Below are 17368 nucleotides of genomic sequence, written 5' to 3' on the forward strand. Positions count from 1 at the left end.
AGCGCATCGGGTCAACCCGCCATTACTTCGTCGGCGCGATCTTGCGCACTCGATAGAGATTTGACTTCGGCGTGCCCTCGCCCGGCGCTGAGGCTACGTAGTGATACTCCCTGGGCTCTTCGACGATGATATCTGCTTCTTCCCACCGACCTTGCGCGTCAATCTTGCTAGCTTTGAATGTCCTACCGCTGAGAAGCTCATGAATATTGATTTCCCCATCCACCGCCCCCGTGCCTCGCAGCGTAAGCGCCCGTTTTGAGGTTTCGCCGTAAGGAGGGATCGTATTGCCCTCAAGCTCACTCACCGATTCGATAATGGGTGTTCCAACCGCGAATACCGCAAGCGGCCAAAGCATCGGCGGCTCTGCGCCGGGGGCACTCAGCGCGAAATGATAGTACTGCGCCTTCAAACTGCTAAGAGAAATACTCCAGTATCCGTTTCGATCAGATTCAATCGTCCTCAGCGTCGTAAATACATCAAGAACCGTGACATTCGTCGCACGCTTGGCCGTGCCTTGAAGGGTGATGGTGTCGGCCGTCGTGGCACCGCCACGGGGGATTTCCTTGCGTTGAGGGCCTTTGGAGGCGGTGATGGTGAGTGTTCCGTCAGAGGCTGCCATTTTTCTGATAACCGTCCAGATATCCGATACCAGACCGCTGGCAACGCCTTTCACCGTGAGGTCCTGTTCTTCCAGACCCAGACCGGTCAGTTCTTGCGTCAAATCACCCTGATCATCGGCAAAGTACTTGCCCTTTGAAACGCCATTGACAAAAAATTCGACTTCTTCGCTCGCACCCGCCTTGATGCGCAGCTTCACCGATGCAGAGAAGGTTGTGGTGCCATGGGGAACAGGGGCACCCGTCAACTCCGTGACTGAATTGATGTCGGGTTTATCCGTCGAAACCGCCCGTACGGTAACGTTCCGGATATTCGATTCCGGCAGACTGCCGTACTTGCCTTTGGCCTTGAAGGCATAGGCTTTCGGGGTCAGGTTTTTCGCCTCGTACGTCCAGGTAGTGCCCGTCGTAATGGCCTCGCCCAGCAGAGTGGCTGCGTCATAAATATCGACTGTTTCGCCCTCTGCCACCGTGCCACTGAGCTTCACCGTGGTGTCCGTGGTGGTTCCGTTATCAGCGATCGGAACGTCCTTGGAGTCCGTCACGGCGGTGATCTCGGGTTTCACCTCCACCGCCTGCACGGTAACGTTCCGGATATTCGATTCCGGCAGGCTGCCGTACTTGCCTTTGGCCTTGAAGGCATAGGCTTTCGGGGTCAGGTTTTTCGCCTCGTACGTCCAGGCAGTGCCCGTCGTCGTGGCCTCGCCCAGCAGAGTGGTTCCGTCATAAATATCGACTTTTTCGCCCGTAGCCACCGTGCCACTGAGCTTCACCGTGGTGTCCGTGGTGGTTCCGTTATCAGCGATCGGAACGTCCTTGGAGTCCGTCACGGCGGTGATCGCGGGCTTCACCTCCACCGCCTCTGTTTTAACGGTATAGCTTCGCACCTGCGAACCATGCGCCTTGTCCACGTCATCCACCTGATCAAACGCAACCTTGTACTCAAGCGTCAGGTCCGAGCCATTGACCAGTTCCTTCAGTTCACTGTAAGGAACTGGCCTCTCGATGTAGCCCAGGGTGATCCAGTCCTGAGCGACCTGCCCCTTGAACAGGGTTTTATCGTAGTCGCCGCCACCCGTCGTCTTGCCCTTCAGCACGACCCAGCACCATTGCCCGATGGCAATCAGCGGCCAGTTCTCAATACGCAACGTCCGGTCTTCGGTGTTGGTGGTCAGATCCAGTTCGGGCCCATTGCCGCCGTCCTGAGCTTCAAGTATCCGGCCTTTCTCCAGCGCGTCCGCGGACAGCTCGAGTACATCCAACTCGAGCACTTCGGAAGGTACCGACGTTTCACCAACACGATTGACGGTGTATTGCACCTTGATCTTTTTACCCAGATTAAACGCGACGACCGAGACGTCCAGATTCAAGGTCCTGAGGATTGGCGGCCCGAACTGCAACGTAGGACTGGTGTACGAGCCGCGCGGTTCGGTGCCGTTCCAGCCCGTGAGCGTGACGAAGAACGTGTCGCTCTCCAGCAACCCTTGCTCCCACCGTTTTATTTCTGCGGTCAGCCGGTTGGGGTTGGTGGTGTAGACATCTTTCGGGTCCAGGTCGCTGCCATTCAGCGCCTGCCGGATGCTTGATTTTTCAAGAGGCGCCGGGATGGCAGCACGTGTTTTGGGAACGGTTTCTTGAGCAGTCATGAGCAATTTCCTTCTCGCAAGAGTCGCCGCGACGTGAGCGGCAGGGCTGACGCTCATCTAACACCCGGCCCCGATGGGCTGACCACTGTCAGAAATAACAGGTAGACAGTGGTTTCCGACCAGCGGTAGGGATGGTCTCGCCAGGACACTCAGCGGATTTTGCTCGCGCACAAGCAAAAAAAACGCCCCTGAGGGGCGTTTTTCATTTCAGCCAGGGCTGCCGGATTACTTCAGGGCAACAGCGCCTTTCATCATCGAGTTGTGGCCCGGGAACGAGCAGAAGAACTGATAGCTTTCGCCAGCGCTCAGCTTCGATACGTCGAAGGTCACCGAGTCTTTCTCGCCGGCACCGATGATTTTGGTGTGGGCAATAATGCGGGTGTCGCCGTCTTTCAGGTAATTCTTGTCGATACCGGCGGCCATGCCGTCGGTGGCGATACCAGCCATGTCTGCGGTTTTGCTCAGCACCCAGTTATGGCCCATGACGTTCTTCGGCAAGCTGCCGGAGTGGGTCAGGTTGACGGTGAAGGTTTTGCAGCTCTTGTCGATGGTGATCTCCTTTGTGGTGAAGGACATCTGATCGGTGGAGTCGACATCGACCTTGCACTCTGCAGCCATCAATTGGCTGCTGGCCAGTGTCAGCAGGGATACCGCAACGAGTTTGGCAAACATGGTGAATCTCCAAGGCAGGGTTAACAAAATCCGTATGGCGTAAAGACTGCCTGAATTTTTTGGAAGTTCCTATGACTTGCATCAAGAATTGTATACAACTTTCAGGCTATGACATTGATCGAAACAATTAACCGGCCAGACGTCTGGCGCGCACCTATGATCGGTTTGTCATCCCACTCTGGAGCGCCCGTCATGTCCTTCAATAGTCTGTTACGCAGCTTGCTCGCCGCCTACGCCTGTGGCGCCAGCGGCACCTATGAAGCCCCCCGCTACGAGGATTAACCCTTGGAACGCCCAAGATCAGCCATTACTCTGGAGTCATCACTGACCATGGAGTAAGGCATGTCTTTAGCGTCTGTTTGTGTGTTTTGCGGTGCAAGCACAGGCACCAACCCGGCATATCGGGAAGCGGCGATCGCCCTCGGCCAGGAGCTGGCCCGGCGCAAGTTGACGCTGGTGTACGGCGGTGGTGCCGTCGGCTTGATGGGTATCGTCGCCGATGCGGCGCTGGCGGCGGGCGGCGAAGTGATCGGGATCATTCCCGAAAGCCTGAAGAACAAGGAAATCGGCCACATCGGTCTGACACGCCTGGAAGTGGTCGATGGCATGCACGCACGCAAGGCGCGTATGGCCGAACTGAGCGACGCGTTCATCGCTCTACCGGGCGGCCTCGGCACGTTTGAAGAGCTGTTCGAAGTCTGGACCTGGGGCCAGCTTGGTTACCATGGCAAACCGCTGGGGTTGCTGGAAGTGAACGGTTTCTACAGCAAACTCACTGCATTTCTTGATCATGTCGTCGGCGAAGGCTTCGTTCGCGAGCATCACCGTGACATGCTGCAAATGAGCGAATCGCCGCAAGATCTGCTGGATGCACTCGATGCCTGGAAACCCGTGGTGCAGCCAAAATGGGCCGGGCAAAAACCCAGCTAACCCTTGCCCCCGGTTTAAAGGCAGAATACGCGCCGCTCAACCTCACCTTCGACCCCAGAGGATCGCCCATGGCTAAACCTAATTACTCCTTCGCCAAACGTCAAAGAGACTTGGCCAAAGAGCAGAAGAAAGAGGAAAAGCTTCAGCGCAAAAAAGCTACAGCTGAAGAAGAAGCAGCAGCACTGAACCCGGAAGCAGAAGGTGAAGTGGCCGCAGAAGATAATGTTGAAGCACCGAAAGATCAGGCGCCTGACGCCTGAGACCCACAGGGTTTGATGTTCTGATCAAACCCACCGGATCTGTGTCCAGGGTCGGCAGTCATGCTGCCGACCCTCACAGGCCAGCCTGAAGTACCCCACAATCCTTGTGGGAGCGAGCTTGCTCGCGATAGCGATTTCCCAGTCGCTTCGGTGCTGAATGTGCCTCCGTCATCGCGAGCAAGCTCGCTCCCACAGTAGATCTCCATTACTCCAGTGGCATCACCGTCACCCGCACTTCCGGGTCATGGCTGCCGCCGCCCAGTATTACTCCACGCAAAGGCGACACATCGGAAAAGTCCCGGCCCCAGGCCAGGGTGATGTGCTCCAGCGCCGGCTGAACGTTGTTGGTCGGGTCAAAGTCGACCCAGCCCAGCACCGGACAAAACACCGAAACCCAGGCGTGGGATGCATCGGCGCCGATCAAACGTGGCTGCCCCGGTGGTGGCTGGGTCAGCAGGTAGCCGCTGACATAACGCGCCGCCAATCCCCGGGAACGCACGCAGGCAAGCATCAGGTGCGCAAAGTCCTGACAGACCCCACGCCTGCGCTCCAGCACTTCCACCAGCGGCGTCGCGACCTGGGTCGCTTCGGCGTCGAAGGTGAATTCGCTGAAGATCTTCTCCATCAACGCCTGAACCCCCAGCATCAACGGACGACCCAGCGGAAAACAGCTTTCGGAAAACTCGACGAAGCTGCTCTTCAAGTGCACATACGGCGACTCAAACCGATAGCGACACGCTTCCAGTAGCTCAGGAGCAATCGGCTGACTGCTGTAGGTCAATGCGCTGCGGGTCATGTCCCAGGCCGGCGACTGATTGAAATCGCGCAGCGGCCGGGCCAGTACTTCGACCGTCAGCCGGGCATTGACCAGCAATTCGTCGTGAGGCCTTTCGAAGGCCAGTCGGGTCAGCGGATTGCCGAACACGTCCAGCTCATCGCGACGCGAGGTCGGCTCCGGGCTGATTTGCAATTGCTGCTCGGTACAGCGCTGCCACGCGCAACGCCGTGGCCACAAATGGGCGAGCTGCTGGGCCAGGGACACCGGGCTGTCGTAGTGATAATGGGTGTCGTGGAGAATCTGGTAATGGGCGCTCATCAGACGGACACCGTGCGCTGGCTGACATCATCGACATGGGCAAAATGCCGCAACGCGAGGCGATCAGATACCTGGTTGCTGACATCGGCGACCTCTTGCAGCAGATCCGCCAGACCATCGAGGGCCGCACGAACGCTGGATTCACCGAACAGCGAGTTCTCCAGACAACCGAGATCGAATCGCGCCAGACGTTCTACCAACCCAGGCAACGCCAGATCGCGCGGCACACCAAAGTCATCGTTCAAGCGTTTGAGGGTGCGGGTCACCAGTTTCAGCTGGAAGAGCACCGCGTGAGGGTTCTGCTCATCAAGCAGCAACAGGTCGAGCACCGGAATCAATTGCGCCACCGCCAAGTAGCGGGAACGGTAGGTGATGCTGCTGTTGCCCAGCTCCAGCAGCCATTCCAGCCCCGCCTGATCAAACGCCCCGGCGCCGCGCAGGAATGCCGCCAGGCTGCTGCTGAGAAACTGCAACCGCTCGATCCGCCGACCGATCATCAAAAAGCGCCAGCCTTCGTCGCGGGTCATGTCGTCCAGCGCAAAACCCGACAGCGCCGCGAGCGACATCACCAGACGGTTGAGGAAATCCAGCAACTCGCCAAAATCCGGCTCTTCGGTTTCAAGCTCCGCGGCTTCGCGCTGCAATTCCACCAGCGCCTGCCAGTTCTCTCGCGAGAGCTTGCCGCGCACCTGAGACGCCGCCCACTGCAAGCGTTGCAGGTTGGAGCGCAGGCTGAACGACCAGTCATCACCGAGCAATGCCGCGAGCAAACGCTCGGGCAATTCGCCTTCGTCGGGCAGCAGCATCAGGCTTTCGCCGAGATCGACCGCGGCCTGCAAGGCTTGCGGATCGTCGCCATCGACGTAGCGCGTGAGCATGATCCGCAGCAGCCGCGCACTGTCGTCGCAGCGCTCGCAATAACGACCGAACCAGAACAGGTTCTCGACCACCCGCGACGGCAGGTACGGATCGCGCCGCACTAGATCGTGCACGCCGATGGTCCGTTGAGTTTTCCAATGCTCGCCAATCGGTGCTCGCTCGCCCAACACCCAAGTGTCCTTGCTCGCACCACCGCGCTGCATCGACACCACTTCGGCATCGGCCTCGGCCGCGACCCGGGTCAAGCCGCCGGGCAGCACCCGATAGCCGTCGTTACTGGCCACCGCGTAAACGCGCATGCCAATGGCCCGGGGTTGCAACTGGCCGCCTTCGGCTTGCCAGATCGGTGCCTGCGACAGCTGCGCCAGTTCTTGCGCGACATAGGCATAAGGCCGTGCCTGCATGCGTTCGGCGAGGCTTTGGCGCTGTTTTTCACTCAGGTCACGGCCAAATACCGGAGTAAAGCTCTGCGAAGGAAATGCCGGCTTGATCAGCAGTTCAGGCATTTTTTCCAGCGCCTGCGCCAGCACCGGTGGTTCGCCACACCACCAGGTGGCGATGGACGGCAGGATCAGTTCTTCACCGAACAGGAATTGATTGATCTTCGGCAGGAAGCCCAACAGCCCCGGTGACTCCAGCACGCCACTGCCCAAGGCATTGGCCACCAGCACCCGCCCTTGGCGCACCGCTTCAAGCAGGCCCGGTACGCCGAGCGCCGAGTCGGTGCGCAACTCCAGCGGATCGCAGAAATCATCATCGAGCCGACGCATGATCGCGTGGACCCGACGCAGGCCGCTCAGGGTTTTCAGGTAAACCGTGGCATCGCGCACGGTCAGGTCGCCGCCTTCAACCAGTGGATAACCCAGTTGGCGGGCCAGATAGAGGTGCTCGAAATAACTCTCGTTGAACCGCCCCGGCGTCAGTAACACCACCAGCGGCACTTCATCAGCGCTCGGCGCCTGGCGCGCGAGGGTTTCCTGCAAGGTGCGGAAGAACCCGGCCAGGTGTTGCACCTGCAAATCACGGTACAACTCTGGAAAGGCCCGCGACACGATGGTGCGGTTTTCCAGCGCATAACCGGCACCGGACGGCGCTTGAGTCCGGTCCGCCGTTACCCACCAACGGCCATCGGGAGTGCGCGCCAGATCCACCGCGTACAGATGCAGGAAGGCCCCGTCCGGCGGTTGAATGCCCTGACAGGGCCAGAGGAAATTGTTGTGACCGAACACTAGTTCTGCCGGTAGCAGACCTTCGGCAATCAAGCGCTGCGGGCCATACAGATCCGCCAACACTGCATTGAGCAAGCGTGCGCGCTGAGCGATCCCGGCCGACAACTGTTGCCACTCATCGGCCGCAATCACATGGGGTAACAGGTCCAGTTCCCACGGGCGATCGGCGCCCTTGGGGTCGGCGTAGACGTTGTAGGTGACGCCATTTTCCTGAATCTGCCGCGCCAGCAAGGCTTGCCGCTGCACCAGCTGCGCCGGTGTGCTGCGTTGCAACTGATCAAACAGCCGTCGCCAATGCGGGCGCACGGCCCCGCTGTCGTCGAGCAGTTCGTGATAGGTGCCCGTTGTGAGCGGGTAACGGTCAAGCAGGTCAGGCATGGAAAGCTCGGCAGATGCTCAGGAAAAGTCAGATTAACTCACAAACGCTGCAAATCCAGTGTGGGAGCGGGCTTGCTCGCGAAGAGGCCGGTACATCCAACATCAACACTGACTGAACCACCGCTTTCGTCGGAACGCCGCCCGGAACAAGCCCGCTCCCACATGGGGTCATACATTCACTCATTTTTTTTTGCAAACCGTCGTAAATCGAGGGTCATCGGCAGTTCGTCGTTGAGGGTCAGCGTCGGCACCGGTAAGGTTCCAGGGCTGTGACCGAGACGGAAGAACCGCGCCATCCGCCGGCTCTCGGCCTCATTGGCGTTTACCGGCAGGCTGTCGTAGTTGCGCCCGCCCGGATGCGCGACGTGGTACTGACAACCGCCCAGCGAGCGTTGCATCCAGGTATCGAGCAGGTCGAACACCAGCGGCGCGTGCACCGGGATGGTCGGTTGCAGGCAGTTGGCCGGTTGCCAGGCGCGAAAACGCACACCAGCGACAAATTCGCCGACCCGCCCGGTCGGTTGCAGCGGCACCGGGATGCCGTTGCAGGTCAGCACATAACGCTGCGGCGCCAAGCCTGTGAGCTTGACCTGCAAGCGCTCCAGCGACGAGTCGACATAACGCACCGTGCCACCGACCGAACCCTCCTCGCCCAGCACATGCCAAGGCTCCAGCGCCTGACGCAGCTCCAGTTCGATGCCGCTGACCGCGTAATCGCCAACCTTGGGGAAGCGGAACTCCAGATGCGCCGCAAACCATTCGGCCCGCACCGCATAACCGGCAGTGTTGAGGTCAACGATCACATCGGCGAAGTCCTGCGCGATAAAGTGCGGCAGCAGGAAACGGTCATGCAATTCAGTGCCCCAACAGGCCAGCTTGGTTGGCGCGTACGGCTCGCGCCAGAACCGCGCCACCAGCGCCCGCAACAACAATTGCTGAGCCAGGCTCATGCGCGCATGGGGCGGCATTTCAAAGGCCCGCAACTCCAGCAGCCCAAGACGTCCGGTGGCGCCGTCCGGAGAATAGAGTTTGTCGATGCAAAACTCGGCGCGGTGAGTGTTGCCCGTGACGTCGATCAGCAGGTTGCGCAGCAAGCGGTCCACCAGCCACGGCGCGCACTCTTCACCCGGTTCGGGCATCTGCGCAAAGGCGATTTCCAGCTCGTACAACGCATCGTTGCGTGCTTCGTCCACACGCGGTGCCTGGGAAGTCGGGCCAATGAAAAGACCGGAAAACAGGTAGGACAGCGACGGGTGGTTATGCCAGTAGCTGATCAGACTGCGCAGTAGATCCGGCCGCCGCAGAAACGGTGAGTCAGCCGGAGTCGCGCCACCGAGTACGAAATGGTTACCGCCACCGGTACCGGTGTGCCGACCGTCAATCATGAATTTTTCGGTGGTCAGCCGGGTCTGCCGCGCCTCTTCATAGAGGAATTCGGTGCGCTCGACCAGCTCGTCCCAACTGGCGGACGGCTGCACGTTGACTTCGATGACGCCGGGGTCCGGGGTAATGCGGAAGTTGCTCAGGCGCGGGTCGCTCGGCGGTTCATAGCCTTCCAGCAACACCGGGCAATGCAACTCCTCGGCGGTGGCTTCGATGGCGCTGACCAGTTCGAGATAATCCTCGACGCGTTCCAGCGGCGGCATGAACAAGTACAAACGCCCTTCCCGAGCCTCGGCGCAAAACGCCGTGCGGGTCAGCCAATCGGCGGATTGGTCGATTTTCGGGACACGATCATCGGCGGCGGCCGGCTCGCCATGCGCCTGCAATTGGGCTGCATCGGGCAGCTGCGGCAAGTCCTGATTCGGATCGAGCGGGTGCACGAACGGGTACTCCGCCGCCGTTACCCAGGGTTGCGAAGCCAGTGGCAAGCGATAGCCCAGCGGTGAATCTCCCGGCACCAGTCGGCAATGGCTGTCACGCAGATACCAGCGGCCACTCTGCCATTGATCGCCCTTGGCCGTGCGTGCCAGTGGCAGCACTTGGCCAATCACCTTGTCCAGCCCTTGGCTGAAAACCTTGTGCAGGCGGGCGCGCTCAAGTTCGTCGCTCAGCCGTGAGTCTTCAGCGCTGACATTGACCGGCAATGCGCCTTCGCGCCAGAGATAGTAGAGGTTGTCTTCGTAGGCCGGAAATACAAAACGCGTAGGCAGTTTCAAACGCTCGGCGACACTCGCCAGAAAACGCCCGGCCAATTTGCCATCGGCGCCGTAGTCTTCCTGCTCATCGGCAATCAGCGCGCTGTTATTCCAGATCGGCACGCCATCTCGTCGCCAGTAGCAGTTCAGCGACCAGCGCGGCAGTTGCTCGCCGGGATACCACTTGCCCTGGCCAAAGTGCACCAGGCCCTTGGACGCGTAATGTTTGCGCATGCGCTGGAACAGCTCGGCGGACAGTCGACGCTTGTCCGGCCCCAGCGCTGCGGTGTTCCACTCGGCACCGTCCGGGTCGTCGATGGACACGAAAGTCGGCTCGCCGCCCATGGTCAGGCGCACGTCACCCTCCAACAGGTCGGCGTCGATCTGTCGGCCCAGCGCCTGAATCGCCAGCCACTGGTCTTCGGTGTAAGGCTTGGTGACCCTTGGGGCCTCCCAAATCCGCTCCACCGACATTTCGTGGCTGAATTCGCACTCGCACGGTTCGACCAGGCCACTGATCGGCGCCGCAGAGGACGGATCGGGGCTACAGGCCAACGGAATATGTCCTTCACCGGCAAACAGCCCAGAAGTGGCGTCCAGGCCGATCCAGCCCGCACCGGGCAGATAAACCTCGCACCAGGCGTGCAGATCGGTGAAGTCCACCTCGGTGCCGGAAGGACCGTCGAGGCTTTTCACATCAGCGGTGAGCTGGATCAAGTAACCGGAGACAAATCGCGCTGCCAGCCCGAGGTTGCGCAGCAGTTGCACCAGCAGCCAGGCAGAGTCACGGCAAGAACCCGATGCGTGTTCCAGGGTGTATTCCGGGGTTTGCACACCCGGCTCCATGCGAATCAGGTAGCCGATGTCTTCGCTCAGGCGCTGGTTGAGAGCCACCAGAAAATCCACTGCGGGCAGTGGAGTGCGGTCGATGCCGTCAAGGTAAGCCTTGAACTTCGGCGTCAGCGGCAGGGTTTCCAGGTACGGCGCCAGCTCGCGCTGTTCGTCTGCGGCATAGGCGAAGGGGATTTTTTCCGCGTAGGGCTCAAGGAAGAAGTCGAACGGGTTGAACACCGCCATCTCGGCCAGCAGATCGACTTCGATCCGCAGCTCCTTGGTTTTCTCGGGAAACACCAACCGCGCCAGGTAATTGCCCTGGGGGTCTTGTTGCCAGTTGATGAAGTGTTGCTCAGGCGACACTTTCAACGCATAGGAAAGAATCCGCGTGCGGCTGTGGGCAGCCGGGCGCAGGCGAACGATCTGCGGGCCGAGTTCGACGGCGCGGTCGTAGCGGTAATGCGTGACATGGTGCAATGCGACATGGATCGACACGGCGTGCCTCCTGCGAGCCTTAAGCGTTACTGAAAGCGCGCAAGACTTATGCCAGCCGGCATACCCGGCGCTTTCTCCGTTTGCTTAGCGCAGTACAGCACCAAAACAGCGCAATGCGGGATTTGCTGTGATGAGGGTTGCACACAAATGTGGCGGAGCCGTGAAAAGATCGCAGCCTTCGGCAGCTCCTACACCGGAATATGCGCTCCTCCCGTAGGAGCTGCCGCAGGCTGCGATCCTTTGATCTTGAGATACAACGCAAAACGCCAACCCGAAGGTTGGCGTTTTGATTGGAACAAGCGACGCTTAGCGCGGCACTACCGGCTTACGAGCAGGCTTGGGCCCTTTGCCTTTGGCGGCGTCCTTGCGCTCCTTGGCCGCCTGTTGATTGCGGGCGAACGCCGCAGCCTTGGCCTGTTCACGCTTGTCCCACGGGTTACCGCCATCGCTGGCACGCGGCGGCAAGCCGGTGTGTTGCGTGAGGATCTTGGTGGTCGTCTCTTTTGCCACTTTATGGCTACCGGCTGGCGTCGAATTCTTGCGACGGGCGCTCTGGTAACTGTCGGTGGCCGGCTGGTGCAGCGGGATCAGCTGGTTCTTGCCCGGCCCGATCAGGTCGGCGCGGCCCATGCGGGTCAGCGCTTCACGCAGCATCGGCCAGCCTTTCGGATCGTGGTAACGCAAGAACGCCTTGTGCAGACGACGCTGCTCTTCGCTCTTGACGATGGTCACGGCGTCGCTCTTGTAAGTGACCTTGCGCAGCGGGTTCTTGCCCGAGTGATACATGGCGGTGGCGGTGGCCATCGGCGACGGGTAGAACGCCTGCACCTGGTCCGCACGGAAACCGTTGCCCTTGAGCCACAGCGCCAGGTTCATCATGTCTTCGTCGGTGGTGCCCGGGTGGGCGGCGATGAAGTACGGAATCAGGTACTGCTCTTTCCCGGCTTCCTTGGAGTACTTCTCGAACATCCGCTTGAACTTGTCATAGCTGCCGATGCCCGGCTTCATCATCTGATTGAGCGGACCTTCCTCGGTATGTTCCGGGGCGATCTTCAGGTAACCACCAACGTGGTGGGTTACCAGCTCTTTGACGTATTCCGGCGACTCGACCGCGAGGTCGTAACGCAGGCCGGAGGCGATCAGGATCTTCTTCACACCCGGCAGGGCACGGGCGCTGCGATACAGCTGAATCAGCGACGAGTGGTCGGTGTTCAGGTTCGGGCAAATGCCGGGGAACACGCACGACGGCTTGCGGCACGCGGATTCGATTTCCGGGGTCTTGCAGGCGATGCGGTACATGTTCGCGGTCGGGCCACCGAGGTCGGAAATGACGCCGGTAAAGCCTGGCACTTTGTCGCGGATCTCTTCGATCTCACGAATGATCGATTCTTCGGAACGGTTCTGGATGATCCGGCCTTCGTGCTCGGTGATCGAGCAGAAGGTGCAGCCGCCGAAGCAGCCGCGCATGATGTTCACCGAGAAGCGGATCATGTCGTAGGCCGGGATCTTCTCCTTGCCGTACGCCGGGTGCGGAATACGTGCGTAAGGCATGCCGAACACGTAGTCCATCTCTTCGGTGGTCATCGGAATCGGCGGCGGGTTGAACCAGACGTCGACTTCGCCGTGCTTCTGAACCAGTGCGCGAGCATTGCCCGGATTGGTTTCCAAGTGCAACACGCGGTTGGCGTGAGCATACAGAACGGCATCGCCACGGACCTTTTCGACCGAAGGCAGACGGATCACGGTCTTGTCACGAGTCATCCGAGGGCTCGCCAGGATCTGCACGACCTTGGCTTCTTCGGGATCTTCGACCGGTCCCTTCTCCTGCTCGATGGCGCAGGCCTGGGTGTCCTGGGTGTTGACGTACGGGTTGATGATCTTGTCGATCTTGCCCGGACGGTCGATGCGCGTGGAGTCGACTTCGTACCAGCCTTGCGGCGTATCACGACGAATGAACGCGGTGCCGCGCACGTCGGTGATGTCTTCGATCTTGTGACCGTAGGACAGACGCTGGGCGACTTCCACGATCGCTCGCTCGGCGTTGCCGTACAGCAGAATGTCGGCGCAAGCGTCGATCAGGATCGAGTTGCGCACCCGGTCCTGCCAGTAATCGTAGTGCGCGATGCGGCGCAGGGAAGCTTCGATGCCACCGAGAACAATCGGCACGTTCTTGTAGGCTTCCTTGCAGCGCTGGCTGTAAACCAGGCTTGCGCGATCCGGACGTTTGCCAGCCATGCCACCGGGGGTGTAGGCGTCATCGGAACGGATTTTCTTGTCGGCGGTGTAGCGGTTGATCATCGAATCCATGTTGCCGGCCGCGACACCGAAGAACAGGTTCGGCTCGCCGAGCTTCATGAAATCGTCTTTGGACTGCCAGTTTGGCTGCGCAATGATCCCGACGCGAAAGCCCTGGGACTCCAGCAGCCGGCCGATGATTGCCATGCCAAACGACGGGTGGTCGACGTAGGCATCACCGGTGACGATGATGATGTCGCAGGAATCCCAGCCAAGCTGATCCATCTCCTCCCTGCTCATCGGCAGGAATGGCGCAGGACCGAAACATTCGGCCCAGTACTTGGGATAGTCAAATAACGGCTTGGCTGTTTGCATGACGATGACCGGTGTTGAGATGAAAAATCGCGGGCGCGGAATATAGCACAAAATTTGACCAATTCCGACGGCTATGGTCGGAAATTGATGTCGACCCGTTTGCAGTGCACCCGGTACACCGCGTTATCGTTCATCGCGAGCAAGCTTTGCTCCTACGGGGGGCTACACGCAACCTGTAGGAGCATGGCTTGCCAGCGATGGGGCCATCGCAGGCGCTGAAGAACTTACTCGTCGTCGAAGTTATAGCTACCCGGCGCGAGGTTTTCGAAACGGGTGTATTTGCCGATGAACGCCAGTCGTGACGTACCGATCGGGCCGTTCCGCTGCTTGCCGATGATAATCTCGGCGATGCCTTTGTGTTCGGTTTCCGGGTGATACACCTCGTCCCGGTACACGAACATGATGACGTCGGCATCCTGCTCGATCGCTCCGGATTCCCGCAAGTCGGAGTTGATCGGGCGCTTGTTGGGACGTTGCTCCAGGGAGCGGTTGAGCTGCGACAGCGCCACCACCGGGCAGTTGAATTCCTTGGCCAGGGCTTTCAACGAGCGGGAGATTTCAGAAATTTCGTTGGTCCGGTTATCGCCACCCGAGCCCGGGATCTGCATGAGTTGCAGGTAGTCGATCATGATCAGGGCCACTTCGCCGTGCTCACGCACCAGACGCCGGGTCCGCGCACGCATTTCCGACGGACTGATGCCTGCGGTATCGTCGATGAACAGCTTGCGATCGTTGAGCAGGTTGACCGCCGAGGTCAGGCGCGGCCAATCGTCGTCTTCCAGGCGACCGGCCCGAACCTTGGTCTGATCGATCCGACCCAGCGACGACAACATACGCATGATCAGCGATTCGCCTGGCATCTCCAGCGAGTAGACCAGAACGCATTTGTCGCTGCGCAGCACGGCGTTTTCCACCAGGTTCATCGCAAAGGTGGTTTTACCCATCGATGGACGGCCCGCGACGATGATCAAGTCCGACGGTTGCAGGCCGCTGGTCTTCTCGTCGAGGTCGGTGTAGCCGGTCGACAGGCCGGTAATGGCGTTGTCGGTGTTGAACAAGGTGTCAATGCGGTCGATGGCCTTGGTCAACAGGTCATTAACGCTGACCGGGCCGCCGGTTTTCGGCCGCGCTTCGGCGATCTGGAAGATCTGCCGCTCGGCTTCGTCGAGAATCTCGGCGGCGGTGCGGCCTTCCGGGTTGAAAGCGCTGTCGGCGATTTCGGTGCTGATACCGATCAGTTGGCGCAGGGTCGCTCGCTCACGAACGATCTGGGCATAGGCCTTGATGTTGGCGACCGACGGCGTGTTTTTTGCCAACTCACCAAGATAACCGAGACCGCCGACTTGCGAGGTCTGACCTTCCTTGTCCAATTGCTCGGCAAGGGTCACGACGTCGATCGGCGAGTTCTGATCGGCCAGCTTGGCGATCGCACGGAAGATCAGGCGGTGGTCATGTCGATAGAAATCGCCATCCGACACCTGATCGAGCACACGTTCCCAGGCGTTGTTGTCCAGCATCAAACCACCGAGCACGGCCTGTTCGGCCTCGATGGAATGCGGCGGCACTTTCAGCGCGGCGGTTTGCAGATCGTATTGCTCAGGAGCGGAGATATCGTTCATGGCCACTTGGTTTCTTCAGGAAAAGCAGGGGTTGTAGAAAATCAGGAACCGCAGAAAGACAAAGGGCACGACCTGTAAACAGGATCGTGCCCGATGTTACCGGCAAGCACCCGAGGGTGCCAGCCGACAAGTGCTGCTTAAGCTGCTACCACGACAACGCGTACGGTGGCTTCAACTTCAGCGTGCAGGTGCACGGCTACGTCGAATTCGCCTACGTTGCGGATGGTGCCGTTCGGCAGACGAACTTCGCTTTTTGCAACTTCAACGCCAGAGGCGGTCAGTGCATCAGCGATGTCGTGAGTACCGATCGAACCGAACAGCTTGCCTTCGTCACCAGCGGTGGCAGTGATAGTCACTTCCAGCTCAGCCAGTTGGGCAGCGCGGTTTTCAGCCGAAGTTTTACGGTCTGCTGCGGCTTTTTCCAGCTCAGCGCGACGCTCTTCGAACGCAGCCAGGTTGGCAGCGGTCGCAGCGGTAGCTTTGCCGTAAGGCAGCAGGTAGTTACGACCGTAACCAGCCTTAACGTTCACTTTGTCACCCAGGTTGCCCAGGTTGGTGACTTTTTCCAGAAGGATCAGTTGCATGTGAAAATCCTCTTAACTTTTAACCTTCACCGTTCGCGCTATCGGCGTCTTTCGACGCCAGACGACCGCGAAAATCAATCAGGCTGTCGACGATGGCCAAGACCACCAGCAACGGATAGATCAGCTGCATAAACAGCAACAGCGTTACGTACAACCCCACCAGCCAAAACTTGGCCAGTCGCTTTTCAGCCGCCAGCCCATGAATCAGGGCCAGCCCGGCGAACAGCAGCGGTACGCTGCACAACGGCGTCAACATGGCCATCTGTGGACCGAAGTTCGGCCCCAGAAGCATGCACGCCAGCAGCAACATCGCCAGCCCCAGCGGGATTCGAATGGCGCGAAACTCGCGACCAAAACCACCGGGGTTGTACAACAACGCCTGCCAGTAGCGCCCGACAATCAGGCTCAGCACACTGACGATTTGCAACAAGGCCGCTATCAGGCCAGTCAGGACCGGTGCAATCAGCGAGGCGAGACGCGCTCGCTCCTCAACCGACAATTGCTGGTAGAGGTCACCAAGGGCCAGCGGCAGGATCTTTACCAGTTCCTGCGCCAGAATCTCGATGTGAGGGCGGTAAACCGCACCCAGCACTCCAGCAAACACCAATCCCATCGCTATGCTGACCAGCAGCACGCGGTTCCAGGATTCACTTGCGCGCAAAACCAACGCAAGACTCGAAGACCCCAGCAACACCATGAGTGCGCGTGGATCGTCGGAATACAGCCACCAGATCAACGCCGGCAGCATCCCCAGAGCAAGAACGCCAAGGGCGTCCTTCAATCCGCGCCGCAGCAGCACAAGGCTCCCGGCGGCAGCACCCAACCAGTACAACAACGGCAATGCCGCGCATCCAGCCACTGCAAGAGTGGCCTGCATACGACCGCGCATGATGAACTCAGCTATGGCGCGCATGCATTCAATCCTTTGCTACGTGTCGACTGCCCGGTCTCAGCGGCCGTGGCTGTCGGTGTAGGCCAGCAGGGCCAGGAAGCGGGCGCGCTTGATAGCGGTGGCCAGCTGACGCTGATAACGAGCTTTGGTACCGGTGATGCGGCTTGGAACGATTTTGCCGGTCTCGGATACGTAAGCTTTCAGGGTGTTGAGATCTTTGTAATCGATCTCTTTCACGTCTTCAGCGGTGAAGCGGCAGAATTTACGACGACGGAAGAAACGTGCCATGTAATAGGCTCCTCAAAAGGTCCGTGGATTACTCGTCAGCGTTATCGCTGTTGTCGCTGTCATCACTGTCAACGCCTTCAGCGTCGGAGTGCTCAGGACGGTCGCGACGCTCACGGCGCTCACTGCGGTTTTCTTCAGCCTTGAGCATCTCGGATTGGCCGGTAACGGCTTCTTCGCGACGGATGACCAGGTTGGGGATCT

General features: G+C 59.7%; 12 protein-coding genes and 1 pseudogene. 2 read left to right on the plus strand and 11 right to left on the minus strand.

What is annotated here, in order from left to right:
- Window positions 1–22: 22 nt before the first annotated feature.
- Entirely contained in the window at window positions 23–2263 is a 2241-nt protein-coding gene (locus tag ACIPIN_RS24665) for a hypothetical protein (RefSeq protein ID WP_401123282.1), read from the minus strand.
- Between the two features lie 225 nt (window positions 2264–2488).
- On the minus strand, window positions 2489–2935 hold the full coding sequence (gene azu, locus ACIPIN_RS24670) for an azurin (RefSeq protein WP_401123284.1): 447 nt from the start codon (window positions 2933–2935) through the stop codon (window positions 2489–2491).
- Between the two features lie 342 nt (window positions 2936–3277).
- On the opposite strand from azu, the gene ACIPIN_RS24675 reads away from it, so the two are divergent.
- Both ACIPIN_RS24675 and ACIPIN_RS24680 read left to right on the plus strand, forming a co-directional pair.
- Window positions 3278–3865, plus strand: a complete 588-nt coding sequence (locus ACIPIN_RS24675; RefSeq protein ID WP_401123285.1) for a TIGR00730 family Rossman fold protein — start codon at window positions 3278–3280, stop codon at window positions 3863–3865.
- Window positions 3866–3933: 68 nt separating this feature from the next.
- Window positions 3934–4125, plus strand: coding sequence for a hypothetical protein (locus tag ACIPIN_RS24680; protein ID WP_401123288.1), 192 nt, complete (start codon window positions 3934–3936; stop codon window positions 4123–4125).
- A gap of 205 nt (window positions 4126–4330) precedes the next feature.
- On the opposite strand, the gene ACIPIN_RS24685 is transcribed toward ACIPIN_RS24680, so the two are convergent.
- The 9 genes and pseudogenes from ACIPIN_RS24685 to ACIPIN_RS24725 form a co-directional block, all read right to left on the minus strand.
- A complete protein-coding gene (locus ACIPIN_RS24685) occupies window positions 4331–5221 on the minus strand; it encodes a transglutaminase N-terminal domain-containing protein (RefSeq protein ID WP_401123290.1) in 891 nt (296 codons plus the stop codon).
- Window positions 5221–7707 (minus strand): circularly permuted type 2 ATP-grasp protein, encoded by a 2487-nt coding sequence (locus ACIPIN_RS24690; protein ID WP_401123292.1) that lies wholly within the window; start codon window positions 7705–7707, stop codon window positions 5221–5223. The genes ACIPIN_RS24685 and ACIPIN_RS24690 overlap by 1 nt, the downstream gene beginning before the upstream one ends.
- A gap of 176 nt (window positions 7708–7883) precedes the next feature.
- A complete protein-coding gene (locus ACIPIN_RS24695; RefSeq protein WP_401123294.1) occupies window positions 7884–11174 on the minus strand; it encodes a DUF2126 domain-containing protein in 3291 nt (1096 codons plus the stop codon).
- Window positions 11175–11480: 306 nt separating this feature from the next.
- Entirely contained in the window at window positions 11481–13784 is a 2304-nt protein-coding gene (locus tag ACIPIN_RS24700) for a YgiQ family radical SAM protein (RefSeq protein WP_401123296.1), read from the minus strand.
- Window positions 13785–14008: 224 nt separating this feature from the next.
- Window positions 14009–15403 (minus strand): replicative DNA helicase, encoded by a 1395-nt coding sequence (gene dnaB, locus ACIPIN_RS24705; protein WP_401123299.1) that lies wholly within the window; start codon window positions 15401–15403, stop codon window positions 14009–14011.
- Between the two features lie 137 nt (window positions 15404–15540).
- On the minus strand, window positions 15541–15987 hold the full coding sequence (gene rplI, locus ACIPIN_RS24710) for a 50S ribosomal protein L9 (protein ID WP_008157007.1): 447 nt from the start codon (window positions 15985–15987) through the stop codon (window positions 15541–15543).
- Between the two features lie 19 nt (window positions 15988–16006).
- A complete protein-coding gene (locus ACIPIN_RS24715) occupies window positions 16007–16900 on the minus strand; it encodes a hypothetical protein (RefSeq protein ID WP_401123301.1) in 894 nt (297 codons plus the stop codon).
- A 36-nt stretch (window positions 16901–16936) separates the two neighbouring features.
- Window positions 16937–17167, minus strand: coding sequence for a 30S ribosomal protein S18 (gene rpsR / locus ACIPIN_RS24720; protein WP_002551829.1), 231 nt, complete (start codon window positions 17165–17167; stop codon window positions 16937–16939).
- Window positions 17168–17195: 28 nt separating this feature from the next.
- Window positions 17196–17368: pseudogene (locus ACIPIN_RS24725) on the minus strand (30S ribosomal protein S6); the annotation flags it as partial.

This window comes from Pseudomonas sp. NPDC087697 (assembly GCF_044743155.1).
GTDB lineage: Bacteria > Pseudomonadota > Gammaproteobacteria > Pseudomonadales > Pseudomonadaceae > Aquipseudomonas.

Coding starts and splice junctions, on each gene's coding strand:
- ACIPIN_RS24665 (WP_401123282.1), bottom strand. CDS start 2,263: ATGACTGCTCAAGAAACCGTTCCCAAAACACGTGCTGCCATCCCGGCG.
- azu (WP_401123284.1), bottom strand. CDS start 2,935: ATGTTTGCCAAACTCGTTGCGGTATCCCTGCTGACACTGGCCAGCAGC.
- ACIPIN_RS24675 (WP_401123285.1), top strand. CDS start 3,278: ATGTCTTTAGCGTCTGTTTGTGTGTTTTGCGGTGCAAGCACAGGCACC.
- ACIPIN_RS24680 (WP_401123288.1), top strand. CDS start 3,934: ATGGCTAAACCTAATTACTCCTTCGCCAAACGTCAAAGAGACTTGGCC.
- ACIPIN_RS24685 (WP_401123290.1), bottom strand. CDS start 5,221: ATGAGCGCCCATTACCAGATTCTCCACGACACCCATTATCACTACGAC.
- ACIPIN_RS24690 (WP_401123292.1), bottom strand. CDS start 7,707: ATGCCTGACCTGCTTGACCGTTACCCGCTCACAACGGGCACCTATCAC.
- ACIPIN_RS24700 (WP_401123296.1), bottom strand. CDS start 13,784: ATGCAAACAGCCAAGCCGTTATTTGACTATCCCAAGTACTGGGCCGAA.
- dnaB (WP_401123299.1), bottom strand. CDS start 15,403: ATGAACGATATCTCCGCTCCTGAGCAATACGATCTGCAAACCGCCGCG.
- rplI (WP_008157007.1), bottom strand. CDS start 15,987: ATGCAACTGATCCTTCTGGAAAAAGTCACCAACCTGGGCAACCTGGGT.
- ACIPIN_RS24715 (WP_401123301.1), bottom strand. CDS start 16,900: ATGCGCGCCATAGCTGAGTTCATCATGCGCGGTCGTATGCAGGCCACT.
- rpsR (WP_002551829.1), bottom strand. CDS start 17,167: ATGGCACGTTTCTTCCGTCGTCGTAAATTCTGCCGCTTCACCGCTGAA.